Genomic DNA, 19118 nt, shown 5'->3' on the forward strand with positions numbered 1-19118 from the left:
GCGATGTATCTGACGGCCTTTGCCTGGGGAACGGCCGAGGCCGCACGTGCCGCCGGGCGGCCAGTCTGGCTGTTTGGACGAGCGCGGGGGCTCGAGCGCCTTGCCGCATTCGGTTTTCGCCTTGCGTTTGCGCTGGCGCTTCTTGGGCCGCTGCTATGGCTGGCCTTTCCGGCGCTGCACAAGCTGGACCCGCTTTGGACTGAAGGCCGGTATCAGCTGGTGGGGGCCGCAGGTGCTGTTCTTGCAGCAGCCGGCGCAATGCTTGCTTTTGCCGCACAGATGTCCATGGGCTCATCGTGGCGTGTCGGTGTGGCCGAGGGTGCAACAGGGGCTCTGGTTTCGGGCGGGCTTTACCGCTTCAGCCGCAATCCGACCTTTCTGGGACAGTTCATTCTGTTGACGGGAGTTACTCCTGCGATCCCGGCTGTTCCGACACTTCTTGCGCCGCTGCTTTTCCTCTGGTCTGCGGCCACGCAGATCCGCTCAGAGGAACGTGAGTTGAAGCAGGCGCTTGGCGCAGACTACAGCCGTTATCTGGCGACCGTGCCGCGCTGGATCGGCTTTCACAGGAGAACCTCAAGTTGAAGGCTGCTCTGACCATTTTCGGAATCGCAGCCACGGCGCTGGTAGATCAGGCCACGAAGGCCGTGGTGCTGTCACTAATCTCTCCAGGTCAGGTCCTGCCGGTTCTACCGGGCCTCGATCTTGCGCTCAGCTTTAACGAAGGCGCCAGCTTCGGCATGATGTCGAACCTCATGGAGGGCAGGCCCTTGCTCATGGCGGCGCTGACGAGCGCACTTGCCCTGATCTTTGCCGTTATGGCGTTTCGCAGCGACAATCGCTTTGAGCGCACCGGCCTTGCCCTGATCGTGGGCGGCGCCCTTGGCAACATCATCGACCGGTTGCGGCAGGGTGCCGTGACTGACTTCCTGAGCCTCTACTGGCGTGACTGGCATTGGCCCACCTTCAATGGGGCCGATATCGCGATCACGCTCGGCGCGCTGATCATTCTCATCGCCATGTTTACCACAGGCCGCAAGGAGCCGCTTCTTGACCGCAACTAAGACAAGCCGTGTGACCCGGGACGAGCTTACCCTGCTGGCGGCTTTCCTGATCGCCCTGACCGCGACCCTTGGCGCCTTGTTTATCGGCGAAGTCCTAGGCCAGATGCCCTGCGTCCTGTGCTGGTATCAGCGCATCGCCATGTTCCCGCTGACAGTCATTTTGGCTGTGGCCCTGTGGCGGAGCGATGTCGCGGCGCGTGCCTACGCCCTGCCGCTTGTCATTGTCGGGCTTGCTCTCGCGGTCTGGCACTCCGGCCTCTACATGGGCCTGATCCCCGAGACTATTACCCCCTGCACTCAGACTGGCCCGTCCTGTTCCGACAAGGCGCAGATGACGATCCTCGGTCTGCCAATCCCCTACCTCTCGGTTGCGGCTTTTTCTCTGATCGGCCTCTGCCTTCTGAACGTGAAAGGATCTCGCCCATGAACCGCCGTGCTGTGTTGCTGGGAACGTCTGCCGCCGCTCTTGCCGTGTTTGGTGGTGGTGCTTGGTATCTGCGTCAGCAGGAAGAAGCAGCCGCCGCGGCTGCCGTGACGCAGAACCCGGAGGCGCTGGTCCGCCCAAATTCGCCCATTCTGGGGCCTGCGGAGGCGCCGGTGACGCTGGTGGAGTTCTTCGACCCTTCCTGCGAGGCCTGCCGTGCTTTCCACCCGGTGATCGAGGATCTGCGCCAGCAGTATCCGACGCAGTTGCGGATCGTGCTGCGCTACACGCCCTTCCACGAAGGCTCGGACGAGGCAGTGCGTATTCTTGAGGCCGCTCGTCGGCAGGACAAGTTCGAGCCGGTCCTGGATGCCTTGTTCGAGAAGCAGCCGGAGTGGGCCATCCATGGGGCGCCCGACCTCGACCGCGCCTGGCGCATCGCCGGCGCGGTGGGCCTGGATCTGGAGAGGGCACAGTCGGACCGACTTCATCCCGATACGACCGCCATCCTGAACCAGGATGTGGCTGATCTCCAGGAACTTGGCGTGCGCGCCACCCCGACATTCTTTCTGAATGGCCGCCCGCTCACCAACCTCAACTTTGATGCCTTACGGGCTGCGGTCGGACACGCCGTAGCCGAGACCAGCTGAACTGACAAAGCCGTGAGGTCGCCTAAAGCTGCTTGAACCTCATGTTGCTAGAGGTGCTAGGGCGCCCGCAAAGGTGGGTGATCGATATGCTGAAGAACATCAGGATTGCGTTGTGGATCGCCGTTGCAGTGGCACTCGTTGGTGTGGGCGCGCTGCTTTGGCATGCGGATCGGCAGGAGCAAGCCGCCGCGTTCAAGCCGGAGTTTTCCTTGCCGGATGAGGCGGGGACGATCCATACAGCCGCGGACTTCCGGGGCAAGCATGTTCTGGTCTTCTTCGGCTTCACCAACTGCCCGGACATCTGTCCGACCACGATGGCCGAAGTCGCCCAGGTCATGGATGACCTTGGGCCGGAGGCGGCGGAGGTGCAGCCGGTCTTCATCTCGGTCGATCCGGTACGAGACCGGGAAAGCGGCCTTGGCGAATACTTGGAAGCATTTCATCCCAGTATTCTGGGGCTGGCCGGAGACGAGGCAGCCACGCAGGCTGCCGTCGGCAGCTTCAAGGTTTTTGGCGAAAGACATGAGGATGCCTCGGCGCCGGGGGGCTACACCATGTCGCACAGCTCCAGCCTTTACCTGCTTGGTCCGCGCGGGGATTGGTTGCGCCAGTTCGAGTATGGCACGCCGGCCGACGACATCACCGCTGATCTGAAGGAACGCCTCTGACATGCTGAAATCCACTGCCGCAGCACTGGTGCTTGCCACCATCCTGCCTGCTACCGCCTTCGCCGAATGTGTCGAAGTTACTCAAGGCAACATTACGGTCAGCGCCGCCTGGTCGCGCGCCACGATCGGGACGGAACGGCCCGCCGTGTTCTACGTCACCATCCGGAATGACGGCGGCTCTGATGAGCGTCTCGTGGGCATCGAAACGCCTGTTGCGGACATGCCCATGCTCCATGAATCAGTGATGGAGAACGGGGCGGCCCGCATGTCGCATGTCGATCAGATCGTGATTGCCCCTATCGACGCGGTAAGCCTTGAGCCCGGCGGCTATCACGGGATGCTCATGGATCTGCAAACCGAGCTCGTGGAGGGAACTACCTTTCCTGTCACGCTACTTTTCGAGAAGTCTGGTCCGGTCACGATCGACACTGCGGTTCTGCCTCTGCGCGCGCGGGAGGCTGCATGCGAAGAGGCGCTCTGATCCGCGGCGGCGCCGGAATGGTCGCGGCGGTCGGCTTCATGCTGGCTGTCGGCGCTTGGCGCAGTGGGGATCTGCCTTGGCAACAGCAGGTTACCGAGACCGTTGGCACCCGCGGGGCCGATCTAGAGTCCATGTCCTGGCAGCTCACCAGCCACGAAGGTGAGCGGGTCAGCCCGCAAAGCTGGATCGGGCAGACCAGCCTTGTCTTCTTTGGCTTCACCTGGTGTCCCGATGTCTGCCCGATGACCTTGCTGAACATCAGCGATTGGCTGGAGGAACTTGGCCCAGATGCGGACGGGCTGGCCGTTCACCTTGTCTCCGTCGATCCCGAACGCGACACGCCCGAGGTGCTGGCCGACTACCTGTCGAACTTCGATCCTCGCATTAGCGGCTTGACCGGATCTCCTGACGAAGTTGCCCAAGCAGCCGATGACTTCAACGCCACCTATCGCCGCGTTCCTCGGGACGATGGCGACTACACGGTGGATCACACCGCTGGCGTCATGGTGTTTGACCCGGACGGGCGCTTGTCGAGTATCATAGACCTGCACGACGACCCGAAATTCGCGGTGCCGAAAATCCGGCGCGCGATGGAACGAGAGGTATAGGCCGTGGCCTTGTTGTCCCGACGGACCCTTGTATGTGCTGCCGCCGCGGCCAGTGCTTTGCCGCATCTGGCCATCTCGGGCAGCCCCGCCCTGATCCACGTGGTCGAGGGCACCGGCTGCGAGTGCTGCAAGCAATGGACTCGCTACCTGCAAGAGAACGGTTTCGAGGTCACGCATGAAGAACGTTTTGGCGTCCTTCTCATGCAACATAAGCTGGACCTTGGGGTGCCCGTCGAGGTCTCCTCCTGTCATACCGGCTCCATCGACGGCTATTTCCTTGAGGGCCATGTTCCTGCTGCCGATATCCGCAAGCTGCTGCGTGAGCGGCCTGATGCACGAGGCCTTGCCGTGCCGGGCATGCCCTATGGCAGCCCAGGCATGGGGCCGGAAAGCAACCGTGAGGCCTATGACGTCCTGCTGATCCGCAGGGACGGCAGTGGCGAAGTCTTCACCCATTATCCTGCAGCATAGTTTTCCTTCACCGTCTCCTTGCTGGACCTTCCCCTGATGCCTAGTCTGAACCGCCGCCACGTCTCGTTAGGTTTGCTCGCTGCTCTTGCCGCTTGTGGGAGGTCAGGGCCGTCCAGCTCACCACTGCCGTCGCGGGCAGGGGACGTCCCACAGTTCAAGCGCTATTTCGGCCCTCCCGTGACGCAGGTGGTGGTCCAGAAGGGGCAGCGCCGAATGCACCTCCTGAACGGGCAGACGGTGCTGAAGTCGTATGACTTCGGGTTGGGAAACCAGCCAATAGGTCATAAGCAGTTCGAAGGCGACGGAAAGACACCAGAGGGCCTCTATTTCGTGGACCGCTTCAACCCGCGCAGCCGCTACCACCTGTCGGTCGGCATTTCCTACCCCAACGAGCGGGACAAGGCTTATGCCGCGCAGTTTGGCCGCGATGCCGGCGGCGACATCATGTTTCATGGCCGAGGCCCTGAAGGGCGTGTCCTGGCTCCCAGAAACAGGGACTGGACGGCTGGCTGCATCGCGATCACCGACAATGAGATCGAAGACGTCTACGCCATGCTGCAACCTCGCACGCCGGTGATGATCTACGCCTAGTATCCGGCGTCAGACACTGCCGCGTCATTGGGGTAATCACCCTGAGGCTGTCTGGATGCCGATGGTGGCGGCAGGCCTTACAGCTTCAGCGCGCTGATTGGCCGCACCAGCTGTTGCAGATTATCCCAAGCTAGCCAGCCATGGTCTTCCACTGCTTGGACACGATCTGCAGCGCCGGTTATTCTCTCCTCAACTATAAGACGAGCACGAGGCAGCAGTATGTCCACACATCGTTTCGATGACCGGAGAAGTTTTTTGCGCGGCCTTGCCGCAACAGGAGCGCTGCTGCCGGCAGTAGCCTATGGTCAGGCGGCCACTGACATGGGGCCCGAGCGCAACCAGTCCTCGTTCCGGACCCGGCACTGGCGCGACTTCTACCCGACGCTTGGCAAGGGCGTCCTGCTGGCAGACGTCACCTCGCGCGCGGTCCATTACTGGTCGGGCGATGAGAGCGTCCACTTCGTCTTCCCCTGCGCCATCCCAATGACCGAGGACCTGACCCGCCGCGGGCAAACCGAGATCGTGCGCAAAATGCCGAATCCGCCCTGGACTCCCACGCCCAGCATGCGCGAAAAAGATCCCACTCTCCCTCAGAGGGTCGAAGGCGGGGCGCCCGAGAACCCACTCGGCAAGTTCGGCCTCTATCTCGCCTGGCCTGCTTATTTGGTCCATGGCACCCACGACACTCGCAAGATCGGACGGCGCTCCTCATCGGGGTGCTATGGGCTTTATAACGAGCATGTCGAACAGCTTTATGCGGTCGCCGAGATCGGTACACAGGTGACTGTTTTCTGATCGCCTTATTCAGGCACTGGTTCGGCCAGCCGCTCTGCGGCAGGACCGTGCCAGCCAGACAAAAGTAGTTTGGCCGAAGGCGAAAAGCTCGAGCTTCACATACATGCTGCACACAGCCTGAGCGGCCGCTTTCGGGCATACGTATCTTGCAAGAGACCGCAGATTGAACGGCAGAGGCAGGTCGGCTAGCCATGCTGCGCCTGCATCGCTGCGGCATCGCGACCGACGGCTATGGGCTCCTCGCGTCGATCTGCCTCCCCTGGCGACGGCACGGGTGTGCTGCAGCCTCCGACCCGCGCACTCGGCCCAGAGCGGACTTTTCCGCTCAGTTCGGCGCTACATTGCAGCAATCACCAGACCTGCCATTGCATGCTTGGCGCGGCATTTTACGTTGGCCCGTTGACGGCAAGCGGCAACCACTTACTTCCGACCACGATTGTTGGTCCCCCAGTGGCAGGAACCGCTCGCGTGGGTTCTCGATCCGGCGGCGTAATCCCGATGCCGAATTGTCCTCACTCCAGCCCAGCTTTGCGCATAGGTGAACATCTTTCGGAGCACCTCGCCGACCCGGTTGGCGCACACCGGCGTTGGTTTCGATCCCTGCAGCTTGCGGGCGCGTCCCTCCCGTCTTCGTTCACGCCCAGCGGGTCGCCACCGGCATCGATGTTGCGGCGCAGCTCCTTTGCCCGTTCCCGCGCCGCTGCCGTCGACCATTCCGGCCAGCGCCCCAGCGTCATCCGCCGCTGCCGTCCGGCATGGCGGTAATCCAGCGTGAAGGCCCGGTTGCCCGAGCGGTAGATGCAGATGGCAAATCCCCGCACCTCGCTGTCGAAAATCTGATAGTCCCGGCCCGGTTCCGGCACCGCCTCCCGCGCCGATTTCTCGTTCAATCTCAGTCTTTTGACCACGCCCAGCGCCTCCTTCTTGCATCCCACACAAGGCTCAGCCTCGCGCTCATCGCGAGTCATGCATCGCCGGTCAGACCGGCGGGGAGGCGGAAGGTGGCAGAACCTAGGGGGAGGGCTGCCGGTCAATGGCTCAGAAGGGAAAAACCTAAACCCTCTGTTGATTACTCCGTGAATTGCAACGAGAGCCTGTCCTGCTTATTGTCAAGCTAGTTTCATAGGTTCCAACTCAACCACATGATGTGCCGCGCGATATGTTCTCTGCTTGTTGTCCTGCTCGTGTTGGCGGACGCGACGCAGCATGGGCAAAGTGCTGGCCCAGCCGGACTGCCGACCGATCAAGTTGTCGCTTCGATCAGCCATCCCGGCGACACAGCCGGGCATGAGCACGGTTATTCGGGAGAGCCTTCTCGGCACGATATGACCGATGCCTGTGCGATTGTATGTGTCGGCACACCTACGCCCTGGCTTGCTGCCGCGCAACTTGCGCCTGTTGAGACCGAGCATTCGCTGAAATGGCACTCTATAGCGGTGACACGTGAGGGCCGTCTGGTCGGCCCCGGATACCGCCCTCCGAAATCCATCTGAACACCTGATTTGCCGCACCTGTTCAAGGTGCCGAACATTGTTCGCCCCACGGGGTTTGATGGATTACTCATATGACATGCACGCTGAATCGCCGCGGCTTTCTGACCGCATCCGCTGCCATGGCCGCAGCTTTTGCCGTCCCGCGCACGGGCTTTGCGCAGCCAGCCGCGCTGGCATTGCAGGCAACGACGCGCACGCTTGACATCGATGGCCGCGCCGCCACGGTTTTCGGGCTGATCAACGGCAACGGAACGCCCGGGCTGACACTGGACCCCGGCCAGCGTTTCTTGCTGGATCTGACCAATGATCTGGCCGAGCCGACGATCATTCATTGGCATGGACAGATCCCGCCGAACGCACAGGACGGCGTTCCCGATATGCCGATGCCGCTGCTGCAGCCAAGAGAGACGCGTGCCTATGATTTTGAGGCCGCAGCAGGCACGCACTGGATGCACAGCCATGTGCCCATTCAGGAGATGCAGTTGCTGGCCGCACCCCTGATCGTCCGCCGCCCCGAGGATCTGCGAGCTGATCGGCAAGAGGTCACCATGTTCCTGCATGACTTTTCCTTCCGCCCGCCGGAAGAGGTGCTGGACGAAATCCGCTCGGGAAAGGGGCATGACGAGGCCGCCGAAGCCGAAATGTCGCAACCAGCCGATCCCCATGCCGGTCATGACATGGGGGGCGGCATGGCCATGAATGTGATGTCGGAAATGAGCGGCATGTCCATGCCCGGCATGACCGGGATGCAGATGGATCTGAACGACTTCGATTTCGATGCCTATCTGGTGAATGACCGCACCTTGAGCGACCCGGAAGTTGTGCGGGTAGAAAAGGGTGGCCGGGTCCTGCTGCGGGTCATCAACGGGGCTGCGGCCACGGTATTCTGGCTCGACAGCGGCGAGGTTCCGGGTCGGCTTGTTGCGGTGGATGGCCAGCCGGTGCAGCCCTTGCCAGGAACGCGCTTTGGTCTGGCCATGGGGCAGCGCCTGGATATCGAGCTTGACCTGCCCACCGGAGGCGGCGCATGGCCGATCCTTGCTCTGCGCGAAGGCGCGCAGGAGCGCACCGGCCTTATCCTTGCGACCGCTGGCGCCAAGGTGCCGGTCATGCTTGGAATGGCAGACGAGGCCGCACCTGCATTCGATATCGACCTTGCACAGGAAGCCGCCTTGCGGGCCGTTGCTCCGCTGACGGAACGAGTTGCCGATGCATCACCCATGGTGATGCTGGGCGGGCAGATGCAGCCCTATCGCTGGACCATCAACGACCGCGTGTTCGAGGATCGGATTCCGGTTACGGCCAAAACAGGCCAGCGGGTCGAGATCATGTTCCACAACATGTCGATGATGGGCCATCCCATGCATCTGCATGGCCATCATTTCCAAGTTGTCGCGATCAATGGCAGACGGTTTTCCGGTGCATTGCGCGACACGGTCTATGTGCCGCCCATGTCGATGGTCACGGTGGCGCTGGATGCAGGCGAGGCGGCGGAATGGATGCTGCATTGTCACCACATGCCGCATCTTGCCAGCGGCATGATGACGACGTTCGCGGTCTCGGCGTGACGGGAGTGACATGATGTTTCAGCGACGCATGATCCTGACCCTGGCCCTTACCGCCCCGGCGATGGCCATCGCACCGCGCCTATCTTGGGCTAGTCATTCGCTTCCACCCGAATTCCGCAGGCAGCTTGAACATGACGCGAATGCGCCGATCTTCGGCAATCCTGACGGCGATGCGACTCTGATCGAGTTCTTCGACTATAACTGCCAGTTCTGCCGTGCGATGATGCCAGTGGTGGATGCCGTGTTAGGAGCCGATCCCGGCTTGCGGATGGTGATGCGGGAATGGCCGGTCTTTGGCGAGGGTTCGGTTTTCGCGGCCCGCGCGGCGCTGGCGTCGCGCAAGCAGGGCCGCTACGCCGACTTTCATCGCGCCTTGATGAGTCAGAAACCCCGGGCCGAAAGGGCCAGCGTCCTGCGTGTTGCGCGATCCATGGGTTTAGACACTCAGCAGTTGCAGCGCGATATGGGCGGCCCGGAGATTGCCCAACATATCCAGCAGTCCAATGCGCTGGCCGAGGCGATGGGGCTTGTCGGCACACCCACCTTCATCGCCGGATCGGATTCGCGCTTTGGCGCCATTTCATCAACGGAACTGGCCGAACTGGTTGCGGCCTCGCGTGGCAATTGAAGCATTTCACGAAAGGACAACGCTATGGATAATTCTGATCGACACAATAGCCACGGAAGCCAGAGCGGCGGAAGCTATGGCCGTTTTGCGGCGATGATCGCTACCTCGACGGTGATCATGTTCGGGCTGATGTATCTGAACACCTGGGCGATGGATCATGTCTTTTTCAGCCAGACCCGGATGTGGATGGCGCTTTACATGGGCGGCGCCATGGCGCTGATCATGCTGGCCTTCATGCTTGGGATGTATCGCAACCAGCGCGCCAATATGACCGTCGCAGGCCTTTCAATTCTGGCCTTTGCCCTCGGCCTGTTTCTGGTTCGCAGTCAGGCAACGGTCGATGATACCGCCTGGATGAAGGCGATGATTCCGCATCACTCGATTGCGATCCTGACATCCACCCGCGCGGATATCTCGGATCCTCGCGTGCGGGCGCTGGCGGACAGCATCATCGAGGCCCAGACGCTGGAAATCGCGGAGATGAAGGCGCTGATCGCCGATCTGGAAGGCGGGCCAGCGGCGACGCCCGAGGTCGATGGGCGCTGATGCGATACGGTTCGGCAATCGCGGATCCCGCTGCGCTTGCCGCATTCATCTGAAGGTACAACCATTACGAGGAGCAATCACATGCTGACACGCAGACATTTCATCCGAACGACGACGGCGCTGTTCGCGGCCTCCGCCGCCAGCCCGCTTATGGCCTCGACCTGGCCCGACGCGGCGCAGAAGGCCGCCTGGGATGCCGAGGTGGAAGCCGGCGGCCCCAATCCTTGGGGCCTGCACCAGCGTTTCCTGCCGCAGCGGATTGTCGCGAATGACGGTCTGGTGCCGGGCGATATCCACGTCGATGCCGTGGCCCGATACCTGTACCACATCGAAGAGGGCGGCACCGCAATGCGTTACGGCGTGGCCATCGGTCGGGGCGATCTTTACGAGCCGGGGACCTATACAATCAAGCGCAAGGCCGAATGGCCGCACTGGACCCCGACCCGGAACATGATCGAGCGCGAACCCGAGGTCTATGCGCAGTATGAAAATGGCATGGAGCCCGGCCCCCGGAACGCGCTGGGTTCGCGAGCGCTCTATCTCTATCTCGGCGAGCGCGACACCTATCTGCGCATTCACGGCACGCCATTTCCGACCTCGATCGGCAGCCGCGCCAGTTCCGGCTGCGTCCGCATGGTCATGGCCCATATCAACGGGCTGTATCCACGGGTCCAGATCGGCGCGACGGCCTATCTCTATTCGCCGGAGGGCAGCGTGACGGCCGTCAGCTGAACGGCCGCCCTCCGGCGATGCCGGGTGTCAGGACGTGCGCGCGTTGCAGATATGGTTGCCATTTGCGGCGCGCAGCGGCACCAGCGTCGTCTCGACCGGCCCGGCGTGGTAATACCAATAGCAGTCATCCGCCGGATCGACGCGAGCCGTGGTCAGATCTTGATTGGGACCGGCGATGGCGACGACCTCGTTCGGGATCGGATAGGGCCAGGCCTCCTCGACGGCGATATCAGGCGTCTGTGCCGCGCATCCTGCTAGGATGAGAAGCGTCAGCGCGATTGCGGCGGTTCTTTTCTTCATGTGAAGCTCCTTGGGTGGGGTGGTGACGCGCGGGGTGTTAGGACGCGCTGTCCTTGGTCATACGGCTCTGGATTGCGCGCTCGCGTTCCGGCCAGGTGGATTTGATATAGGCCAGAACGGCGGCGATCTCGGCGTCGCTCATGACATCAGAAAAGCCGGGCATGTCGCTTTCATAACCATCCCCGACCACGGCGGCGGTGCCGTCACGGACGATCTGTTCCAGAAGCGCGTCGGCGTGATGCCATGTGTGGCCGGTCTCGTTATGCGGGGGCGCCGGATAGCGGCCATTTGCGAGTGGGGTCTGCCAGTCCGGCTGCCCTTCCAGATCGGCGCCATGGCAACTGGCACAGTTGTCGGCGTAGAGCCGCTGGCCAAGCGCGATGACGGCCTGATCCTGTGCGGCTGTCTCAGTCGCCGCGCTGCCGCGCCAGAGGATCAGGATCGCAGCGGCCAGACCGACCGCCGCGATGAGGATGAGTGCGTTGCGCGTCATCTGTTATCCGTCCAGCGGAAAGGCGCGCCCGTCACCGGCAATGCCGCCCCAGGCGATGACCTCGGCGGTGGCCTCGACCCCGCCGCCCATGCCCGGAGAGCCGGCGGGCATCCCCGGCACGGCGATCCCGGAGATGTCGGGACGCTGATCCAGAAGCTGCGTTATGGCCGCGAAGGGCACATGGCCCTCGACGATATAGCCGCCGATCCGGGTCGTGTGGCAGGACCACAGGTTTTCGGGCACAGCGGCGTCGCGCTTCATGCCGACATAGTCGCTGGCCTCAGTGATTTCGACCTCAAACCCCGCCTCGATGGCAAGGTCGGCCCAGGCGCCGCAGCAGCCGCAGCCGGGGTCCTTGGTGACACTCAGCAGGTTCGGCTTTGCATCCGAGCCGGTGGCGGCGAAGGCAAGGGTAGAGGTTGTCGACAGTATCGCCGCGACCGCAAGGATCGCCCCGCGACGCGAGAAATTGGGGTTGCTCATATCTGATGTCCTTCGGGATGTTGCGCGCCGTAGGGTCATTCATCCCTGTCATGGCGCAGTTGATCGACTTGTGGCCACTCGGGCCATGTGGCGTCAGAGAGCAGCGGATCGCGGAGGGGGCAGCGGCAAACGCGGCCTGGCGGATTTCATATCCTGCAGCGGGGGAATGTGCCGGATTCGGCGTGGCAACCGGGCCGCGTTCGCCGTGACTTCGGCATGGCCGATGGCGGCACAGGCCGCACAGTCGCCATGTGGAGAATCCGGCTGCGTGGTGCAGCATTCATGCGCGACTGGCGACGCGGATGTTTCGGCCATCGAGGCCATCGGCGATGCCTCCGCCGAGGCGGCGCCGGTCAGGGCCAGCGGCATCGTCACCGCCAGCAGGGCGGCAAGCACGACCGACAGCAGCAGGCGCATCAGTCGCGCACCCTTTCCATCAGCTCGACGACCTCGCGGAACATCACCCGCTGCCGGTCCTGATCGCCGGATTGGATCGCGTCTTCCATGCAACTTCGCGCGTGATCCTCGATCAGCAGGCGTTCGACGCCGCGCAGGGCAGACCGGATGGCGGCGGTCTGGTTCAGGATATCGACGCAATAGCGCCCATCCTCGACCATACGCGAGACGCCCTGCACCTGACCGTTCAGGCGGGAAAGCCGCTTCAGGATCGCGTCTCGGTTCTGCTTGTCATGCGCCAAGGAGGGCTCCGAACTTCAACATCTGCGGCTTGTGCTATACCCTCAGGGGGTATAGAGCAAGTCTGATATACCCCCTGTAGGTATCTGCCGGGAGAGAGTCATGGACCACAAGCACGATCATTCGCATGGGCATCACGATCACGGGACACACGGTGGCGCACCGGCACAGGCTGATCCCGGCAAGGCCATCGACCCGATTTGCGGGATGCAGGTGACGATCAAGCCCGAGGCCCGGCACCGCGACTATGAGGGACAGACCTTCTATTTCTGCTCGGACGGTTGCCAGTCGAAGTTCGACGGCGATCCGTGGTTCTACGCCTCGGGCGCGGCGGCCAAGGTCGAAAAATCCGCCCCGGCAGGCACGCAATGGACTTGTCCGATGCATCCCGAGATCGTGCGCGATGAACCAGGCGCCTGCCCGATCTGCGGCATGGCCTTGGAGCCGATGATTCCCTCGGACGAACCCAGCCACGAACTGACCGACTTCACCCGCAGGCTCTGGGTCAGCGTGGCCGCCGCTGTGCCGCTGCTGATCCTGACCATGGGCGAGATGGTAGGCATTCCGGTCCGCGACTGGATCGGACACCGCACCGCCGTCTGGCTGGAGTTTCTGCTGGCCACGCCCATTGTGCTCTGGGCGGCGCGGCCTTTCTTTCAGCGAGGGCTGGATTCCTTCAAAAACCGCTCACCGAACATGTGGACGCTGATCTCTCTGGGTGTCGGCGCGGCCTATCTCTATTCGCTGTTCGCGACTTTCCTGCCGGGTATCTTTCCTGAACAATACCGGATGGGCGGCATGGTCGGCACCTACTACGAGGCTGCCGTCGTCATCGTCGCCCTGGTCTTTGTCGGGCAGGTGCTGGAACTCAGGGCGCGGGAACGCACCGGTGATGCGATCCGGGCACTGATGGATCTGGCACCTAAGACGGCGCGGCGCATCCTGCCCGATGGCACGGAATATGACGCGCCGCTGGAAAACATCACGGCCGGGGACCTCTTGCGCGTGCGGCCCGGCGATAGCGTGCCGGTCGATGGCGAGGTGGTCGAGGGGCGGTCCTCCGTCGACGAAAGCATGATCACCGGCGAGCCGGTGCCGGTCGAGAAGGTGCAGGGCGACCGCGTGACCGGCGGCACGATCAACAAGAACGGCACGCTGGCGATCCGCGCCACCGATGTCGGCGCCGATACGGTGCTGTCGCAGATCGTGCAGATGGTGGCCGGGGCGCGGCGGTCCAAGGCGCCGATTCAAGGGCTGGCCGACCGGGTGTCAGCCATCTTCGTGCCGACGGTGGTGGTGATCGCGGTGCTGGCCTTCATCGTCTGGCTGATCTTCGGCCCCAGCCCCTCATATGTCTTCGCCATCGCCTCGGCGGTCTCGGTGCTGATCATCGCCTGTCCCTGTGCGCTTGGGCTGGCGACGCCGATTTCCATCACCACGGCGGCGGGGCGGGGCGCGCAGGCGGGCGTGCTGGTGAAGAATGCCGAGGCGCTGGAGCTGATGGCCGAGGTCGATACGCTGATCGTTGACAAGACCGGCACGCTGACCGAAGGCAAGCCTGCACTGACCGATGTGACCAGCTTCGGTGACGTGCCCGAGGGCGAGTTGCTCGGTGCTGCGGCGGCGCTGGAACGGGCCTCGGAACACCCGCTGGCCGAAGCCATTGTCGAAGGCGCAAAAACGCGCGGGTTGAGCCTTGGTAGTGGCGAGGAGTTCGAAGCTATCACCGGCAAGGGCGTGATCGGCAAGGTCGATGGCCGCGACGTGGCGCTTGGCAATAACGCGCTGATGACCTCGCTTGGGATCGACTGCGACACCGGCGAGGACACTGCCGACCGCCTGCGCGGCGAGGGCAAGACCGCCATGTTCGTGGCGCTGGATGGCAGGCTGGCCGGTCTGGTCGCCGTGGCCGACCCGATCAAGCCAACTGCCGAGGCGGCGATCCGCGAGTTGCACGATCTGGGCATCAAGGTGATCATGGCAACCGGCGACAACGAACGCACGGCGCAGGCGGTGGCGAGCAAGCTGGGCATCGACGAGGTCCGCGCCGGGATGCTGCCTGAGGGCAAGAAGGATCTGATCGACGGGCTGCGCGGCAAGGGGAACAAGGTCGCCATGGCGGGCGACGGGGTAAACGACGCGCCCGCGCTGGCTGCGGCGGATGTGGGCATCGCCATGGGCACTGGCGCCGATGTGGCGGTCGAAAGCGCCGGGCTGACCCTGCTGGGCGGCGACCTGACCGGCATCGTCCGCGCCCGCAAGCTGGCCGTGGCCACCATGCGCAATATCCGCCAGAACCTGTTCTTCGCCTTCGCCTATAACACGGCTGGCATCCCGGTTGCCGCCGGTCTGCTGTATCCGTTCTTCGGAATATTGCTGTCACCGATGATTGCCGCCGCCGCCATGTCGCTGTCCTCGGTCTCGGTCATCGCCAATGCGCTGAGGCTGAAACGGGTGAAGCTATAGGGTTGAGGAGGTGGCGTGTGGGTTTGAAATTTCGGTTTCAGCCCGATCAGGGTAGTCCAAAACAGATGACGCGGCTTTCCATCAGGGCGACGACATAAACGACAACCGTTGGAGATGTGAGTTTTCTTCTCAGCGGGCCCTCTCTTGCTGGCAACGCATGGGCCGCACTTTTGTTGTCAGACTTACGATGCTGGAAAAATCATCTACCTCAACGCCACCTCAACCCTTGGCTGCAGTTCTCGTGCAGGTTGTTCCGTCAGATGTCGCTCAATGCAGTTGAGCGTCGGCATGGAAATCGCAATAAATCAATCGATTGTCCCGTAACATACTGAAATTACGGGGTGCCCGAATTTCGCCTCTGATCTGCTCATAACCTGAAGGTCGTAGGTGCAAATCCCGCCCGACCATTAGCTCGTGCCGGTCTCTCGTGATCTTGCCCCTGAATGTCGGCTTATACAGATTGTTGCCAATGCTGCGCCGCACTGCCGCAAGTCGGCTCTCCGCCCTTCGTGACGGACCTGGCGCCAGTGGTGCTGCGGCGCGGACGAACGACCGAGAGTTCGCACATAGCTGCGTCTTTGATTTTGTGGCGTCTCCCTTTGGGCCGCGTTCTGGTCTGGCCTTTGGCCTGACCCGAGCCTGTCAGGGCGATGCGCCCGGCTGCGGCGGGCGTCTGTCGGTCTCGTCCCGAGCCAGCCATCCTGCCCGCCGGTCCAGGTCGCCCTGCCCTGCCCGTCTCGTCCCTTCGGGCGACGCCCGCTGACGCGAGAGGAGCCCGGTTGTCCAGCCGCGCCCCGGAACGACCCTGGGAGTGGAGGGGCGCGGCCGCAGCAGGCCCGCGCGAGACGTCAAGGATCGAGCAAGGGCCTGTGGGCAACCGGGCGGGGTCGGGGTGTTGGGCCGGCCCCCCGGCAATCCCCGCGTCCAGGACCGATGAAGCGGTGATCCCCGCGCCCGCGCGGGGATCGCGGCGCAGGGGGATTCGGGCAAGCCGAACGCCCCTGCCTGTGATGGCCACGCGCGACGGCGCGTGTCCGTTCCGGGAACCGCCGGTTCCCCCGCGCAAGGCCGTCCGCTTGACGGGGCGAAGGGGTTTCCCCGGCCTTCCTCCGCCGGCGGCTGCGTGCAGGCCGGGTGATCCCCCTCCCCTTCGCCCCTACGGACAACCTTGCACGGGTCCCCCTCCTGCCCTCGCCGGGAGGCAGGGTTTCAGGAGAGGCACCGCTGCGCGGTCCTCGCCAGAAACCCCGCCCGATCCTCGGCACAAAGACCAGGACGGGCCACCACAAGGAAGGACCAGACAATGGTTGCCACCGTCGAAGTCACCCCCATCGAGGATGCCCGTGAGGTCATGCTGCGCCAGATCATCGCGGAACAGAACGATGCGTTCCGCCGCGTCCTTGGCTTTGCCGCCCTCTGGCGCGGCACCGATCTGCAGGGCCGCACCGTCGCCACGCCGGGATTCTGCGCCCTGCCCGCCGCCACGAAGGCCGACCTGTTGGGCGCGGTCATCAACTTTGCGGATTTCAACGACGATAACGACCCCTGGGAGGATCACTGTTTCGGTCGTGTCGAGGTCGGGGGCGTCGCGATCTATTGGAAGATCGACCTCTACGACACCGACTACCGCTTTGGGTCGGAGGCCCCCGCCGATCCCGAACAGACCCGCCGTGTCCTGACGCTCTATTTGCCGTCCGAACACTGACCCCGGATCGGCCTGCCGCGCCGCGCGCAGGCTGATGCTTCCCGCAGCTTCAACCGGAAAGGGGGTGAATGCATGAGCAAAGCGATCTTTGAACAACGCCTCGCGGAAGCATGGGCGCTTGTCAGGAAGGGCGACACCTTTGGAATCGGACGCCGCTTCCTGATCCAGCACGGGGCCGTCTAAGGCCCCCCGCCTTGCCCCGCCCTCACAGGGGGCAAGGCACCAATAACACGATCATCACCACGAAGGAATATCGCCATGAAGCGCGACACCATCACCGCCGCCGCGATCCAGTATGTCCCCCTGGCCGACCTCTATCTCTCGGACCTGAACCCCCGCCAGGATGCCGACCCCGAGGGGATCGACCTTCTGGCCGACAGCATCGCCATGATCGGCCTGATCCAGAACCTCTCGGGCCTGATGGATGCCGAGGGCCGGGTCGGCATCGTCGCCGGGGGCCGCAGGCTGCGCGCCATCGCCCGCGCCATCGAGCGCGACCCCGCCGTGACCGCCCGTCACCCGGAACTGGCCGCGATCCCGGTCCGCCTTGCCCCCGACGCCGCCACCGCCCGCGCATGGGCCAGCGTCGAGAACGCCGCCCGCGAGGACCTGCACCCCGCCGATGAAATCCGCGCCTATGGCCGGATGAAGGAGGCAGGCGCGGAAGTCTCCGCCATCGCCCGCAGCTTCGGCAAGACCGAGGCCCATGTCTATCGCCGCCTCGCGCTGGCCGCGCTGCCCGCCCCCGTGCTCGACGCGCTGAAAGCGGGCGAGATCAGCCTGGGCACCGCCAAGCTCTTCACCCTCTCGCAGGACGAGGCCCTGAGCTTGCAGGTTCTGGACGAGGTGAGAGGCCGCGACGTCTCCGAGCATCGCCTGAAACAGGCGCTGCAACCCGACACGATCAGCGCGAATGACCGCCGCGCCCGCTTCGTCGGTCTGGACGCCTATGAGGCCGCAGGCGGGCGGCTGACGCGCGATCTCTTCAGCGACAATGTCGCGCTGCATGATGCCGATCTTCTGGACCGGCTCTTTGCCGACAAGCTGGACGAGGAAGCCCGCCGCATCGGCGCGGGCTGGCGCTGGACCGAGATTTCCGCCGAAAGCTACCTCTCCTATGAGATCACGGCCAAGTTGGACCGGCTTTATCCGGTCGGGGGCGATCTGACCGAGGACGAGGCCGAGCGTTACGACGCCTTGGCCGAACTGGCCGAGGCCGAGGCGCTGGACGAGGCGGAACAGGCCGAGTTCGAGGCCCTGACCACCATTCTCGACGGCGATTTCACCGAGGCGCAGCGCGCGGTCGGGGGCCATTACCTCTATGTCCAACAGGATGGCACCCTGCGCCTGAACGGCCCGTGGCTGCGCCCCGAACACCGCGACGAGGCCATTGCCGCAGGTGTCCTGACCGGGCGGGCCGATCACCGGACCGGCAGCGGAGGCGCCGCCGAACCCGCCCCGAAATCCCCCTATTCCGGCGCGCTGGTCTCGGACATGAAGGCAATCCGGCTGGCCGCGATCCAGTCCGCCCTGCTGGACAAGCCGGAACTGGTCTTCGATCTGCTGGCCTTCGGCCTGTCGCTGGCCTCTGGCGTCAGCACCCATGTCTTTGACCTGACGCCCGGACGCCCGACCAATTGTCCGACCAAGCCCGAGGGGCTGGACCGCCCCGCGCGTCTGGATCACGCCCCCGCCGCCCATGAGGGATGGAGCCGCCCCGATCTGCGCGTGGACGATCTGCCCGCAGCCTTCCGCGCCTTCGTCGCAGCAGGCAAGAAGGCCCGCAACGCCGCCCTGGCCGAGGGCATCGCGCGCACCCTGCCCTATGGCGCGGGCGGCAGCGATTTCTTCACGGTGATCGAGACCGATAGCGGGGCCAGCATCCGCAAGGTCTGGACGCCCACCGCCGAGAACTTCTTCGGGCGGGTCAGCGCCGATTACCTCGAAGGGCTGCTTCTGTCCCTGACCGGATGCGATCCGCAGGGATCGGGCTTCAAGGCGTTCAAGGGCCAGAAGAAGGCCGAGAAGGCCGCCACGCTGGAACGGCTGTTCAGCGATGCCGATTACCAGCGTCTCTGGCAGATCGACGCCGAGAAGAAGGCCCGCATCGACGCATGGCTGCCCGATTGCCTCTGACCTAACAGGGGCACCTGATACGGGGCTGTGGCGCATCCGCGCCCGCCCCTCTGCCAACCCTTCTGCGACGAAGGCCACTTGCCCCCGCGCGCGATCCGCGCCGGGGGCCTTTTCCTGTCC

At 63.8% G+C, this 19118-nt stretch carries 22 protein-coding genes and 1 pseudogene; 17 read left to right on the forward strand and 6 right to left on the reverse strand.

The features are described from left to right. Nucleotides 1-3 precede the first annotated feature (3 nt). The 10 genes from JHW48_RS18050 to JHW48_RS18095 all read left to right on the forward strand — a co-directional run bounded on the left by JHW48_RS18050 (nucleotide 4) and on the right by JHW48_RS18095 (nucleotide 5752). Complete coding sequence (locus JHW48_RS18050) at nucleotides 4-585, forward strand: methyltransferase family protein (protein ID WP_272835858.1); 582 nt, start codon at nucleotides 4-6, stop codon at nucleotides 583-585. Further along, nucleotides 582-1064 (forward strand): signal peptidase II, encoded by a 483-nt coding sequence (gene lspA, locus JHW48_RS18055; RefSeq protein ID WP_090747263.1) that lies wholly within the window; start codon nucleotides 582-584, stop codon nucleotides 1062-1064. Before JHW48_RS18050 ends, lspA begins: the two co-directional genes overlap by 4 nt. Further along, nucleotides 1051-1491 (forward strand): disulfide bond formation protein B, encoded by a 441-nt coding sequence (locus JHW48_RS18060; protein WP_090747259.1) that lies wholly within the window; start codon nucleotides 1051-1053, stop codon nucleotides 1489-1491. The genes lspA and JHW48_RS18060 overlap by 14 nt, the downstream gene beginning before the upstream one ends. Next, on the forward strand, nucleotides 1488-2138 hold the full coding sequence (locus tag JHW48_RS18065) for a DsbA family protein (RefSeq protein ID WP_090747256.1): 651 nt from the start codon (nucleotides 1488-1490) through the stop codon (nucleotides 2136-2138). The genes JHW48_RS18060 and JHW48_RS18065 overlap by 4 nt, the downstream gene beginning before the upstream one ends. An 86-nt stretch (nucleotides 2139-2224) precedes the next feature. Next, nucleotides 2225-2806 carry an SCO family protein gene (locus JHW48_RS18070; RefSeq protein WP_119887896.1) on the forward strand — a complete coding sequence of 194 codons (582 nt, stop codon included), beginning with the start codon at nucleotides 2225-2227 and terminating at the stop codon, nucleotides 2804-2806. A 1-nt stretch (nucleotide 2807) separates the two neighbouring features. Then, entirely contained in the window at nucleotides 2808-3287 is a 480-nt protein-coding gene (locus JHW48_RS18075) for a copper chaperone PCu(A)C (RefSeq protein ID WP_119887895.1), read from the forward strand. A 17-nt stretch (nucleotides 3288-3304) separates the two neighbouring features. Beyond that, complete coding sequence (locus tag JHW48_RS18080; RefSeq protein ID WP_240637990.1) at nucleotides 3305-3895, forward strand: SCO family protein; 591 nt, start codon at nucleotides 3305-3307, stop codon at nucleotides 3893-3895. A 3-nt stretch (nucleotides 3896-3898) separates the two neighbouring features. Then, entirely contained in the window at nucleotides 3899-4366 is a 468-nt protein-coding gene (locus JHW48_RS18085) for a DUF411 domain-containing protein (protein WP_119887893.1), read from the forward strand. Nucleotides 4367-4402: 36 nt separating this feature from the next. Beyond that, entirely contained in the window at nucleotides 4403-4957 is a 555-nt protein-coding gene (locus JHW48_RS18090) for a L,D-transpeptidase family protein (protein ID WP_119887946.1), read from the forward strand. Nucleotides 4958-5176: 219 nt separating this feature from the next. Beyond that, complete coding sequence (locus JHW48_RS18095) at nucleotides 5177-5752, forward strand: L,D-transpeptidase (RefSeq protein WP_090747244.1); 576 nt, start codon at nucleotides 5177-5179, stop codon at nucleotides 5750-5752. A 454-nt stretch (nucleotides 5753-6206) separates the two neighbouring features. Here the strand turns inward: JHW48_RS18095 and JHW48_RS18100 are convergent. After that, nucleotides 6207-6660, reverse strand: a pseudogene (locus JHW48_RS18100) (Arm DNA-binding domain-containing protein); the annotation flags it as partial. 656 nt (nucleotides 6661-7316) lie between these two features. Here JHW48_RS18100 and JHW48_RS18105 point away from each other — a divergent pair. From JHW48_RS18105 to JHW48_RS18120, 4 genes are all read left to right on the forward strand, one after another. Continuing rightward, nucleotides 7317-8813 carry a multicopper oxidase family protein gene (locus tag JHW48_RS18105; protein ID WP_119886904.1) on the forward strand — a complete coding sequence of 499 codons (1497 nt, stop codon included), beginning with the start codon at nucleotides 7317-7319 and terminating at the stop codon, nucleotides 8811-8813. A 28-nt stretch (nucleotides 8814-8841) separates the two neighbouring features. Then, entirely contained in the window at nucleotides 8842-9441 is a 600-nt protein-coding gene (locus tag JHW48_RS18110; RefSeq protein ID WP_240637899.1) for a DsbA family protein, read from the forward strand. A 24-nt stretch (nucleotides 9442-9465) separates the two neighbouring features. Then, entirely contained in the window at nucleotides 9466-9987 is a 522-nt protein-coding gene (locus JHW48_RS18115; protein WP_050804228.1) for a DUF305 domain-containing protein, read from the forward strand. 81 nt (nucleotides 9988-10068) lie between these two features. Beyond that, nucleotides 10069-10719 (forward strand): L,D-transpeptidase, encoded by a 651-nt coding sequence (locus tag JHW48_RS18120; protein ID WP_119886903.1) that lies wholly within the window; start codon nucleotides 10069-10071, stop codon nucleotides 10717-10719. A gap of 27 nt (nucleotides 10720-10746) precedes the next feature. On the opposite strand, the gene JHW48_RS18125 is transcribed toward JHW48_RS18120, so the two are convergent. The 5 genes from JHW48_RS18125 to JHW48_RS18145 form a co-directional block, all read right to left on the reverse strand. Next, the gene (locus JHW48_RS18125) at nucleotides 10747-11019 is read right to left on the reverse strand and encodes a hypothetical protein (protein WP_119886902.1); all 273 of its coding nucleotides are present in this window, start codon (nucleotides 11017-11019) and stop codon (nucleotides 10747-10749) included. 37 nt (nucleotides 11020-11056) lie between these two features. Next, complete coding sequence (locus JHW48_RS18130; RefSeq protein WP_119886901.1) at nucleotides 11057-11512, reverse strand: c-type cytochrome; 456 nt, start codon at nucleotides 11510-11512, stop codon at nucleotides 11057-11059. Nucleotides 11513-11515: 3 nt separating this feature from the next. After that, nucleotides 11516-11995, reverse strand: coding sequence for a DUF411 domain-containing protein (locus JHW48_RS18135; RefSeq protein WP_119886900.1), 480 nt, complete (start codon nucleotides 11993-11995; stop codon nucleotides 11516-11518). A 93-nt stretch (nucleotides 11996-12088) separates the two neighbouring features. Then, a complete protein-coding gene (locus JHW48_RS18140; RefSeq protein ID WP_119886899.1) occupies nucleotides 12089-12412 on the reverse strand; it encodes a hypothetical protein in 324 nt (107 codons plus the stop codon). Beyond that, nucleotides 12412-12693: a metal-sensitive transcriptional regulator gene (locus tag JHW48_RS18145; protein ID WP_119886898.1), complete on the reverse strand. Its 282-nt coding sequence runs from the start codon at nucleotides 12691-12693 to the stop codon at nucleotides 12412-12414. Before JHW48_RS18145 ends, JHW48_RS18140 begins: the two co-directional genes overlap by 1 nt. A gap of 100 nt (nucleotides 12694-12793) precedes the next feature. Between JHW48_RS18145 and JHW48_RS18150 the strand changes: the two genes are divergently transcribed. From JHW48_RS18150 to JHW48_RS18160, 3 genes are all read left to right on the forward strand, one after another. Next, on the forward strand, nucleotides 12794-15157 hold the full coding sequence (locus JHW48_RS18150) for a heavy metal translocating P-type ATPase (protein ID WP_272835913.1): 2364 nt from the start codon (nucleotides 12794-12796) through the stop codon (nucleotides 15155-15157). 1303 nt (nucleotides 15158-16460) lie between these two features. Further along, nucleotides 16461-16862 (forward strand): DUF3768 domain-containing protein, encoded by a 402-nt coding sequence (locus tag JHW48_RS18155; RefSeq protein ID WP_119886897.1) that lies wholly within the window; start codon nucleotides 16461-16463, stop codon nucleotides 16860-16862. A gap of 258 nt (nucleotides 16863-17120) precedes the next feature. Continuing rightward, nucleotides 17121-18998 carry a ParB/RepB/Spo0J family partition protein gene (locus tag JHW48_RS18160; RefSeq protein ID WP_119886896.1) on the forward strand — a complete coding sequence of 626 codons (1878 nt, stop codon included), beginning with the start codon at nucleotides 17121-17123 and terminating at the stop codon, nucleotides 18996-18998. Nucleotides 18999-19118 lie beyond the last annotated feature (120 nt).

Source organism: Paracoccus aestuarii (genome assembly GCF_028553885.1).
Lineage (GTDB): Bacteria > Pseudomonadota > Alphaproteobacteria > Rhodobacterales > Rhodobacteraceae > Paracoccus > Paracoccus aestuarii.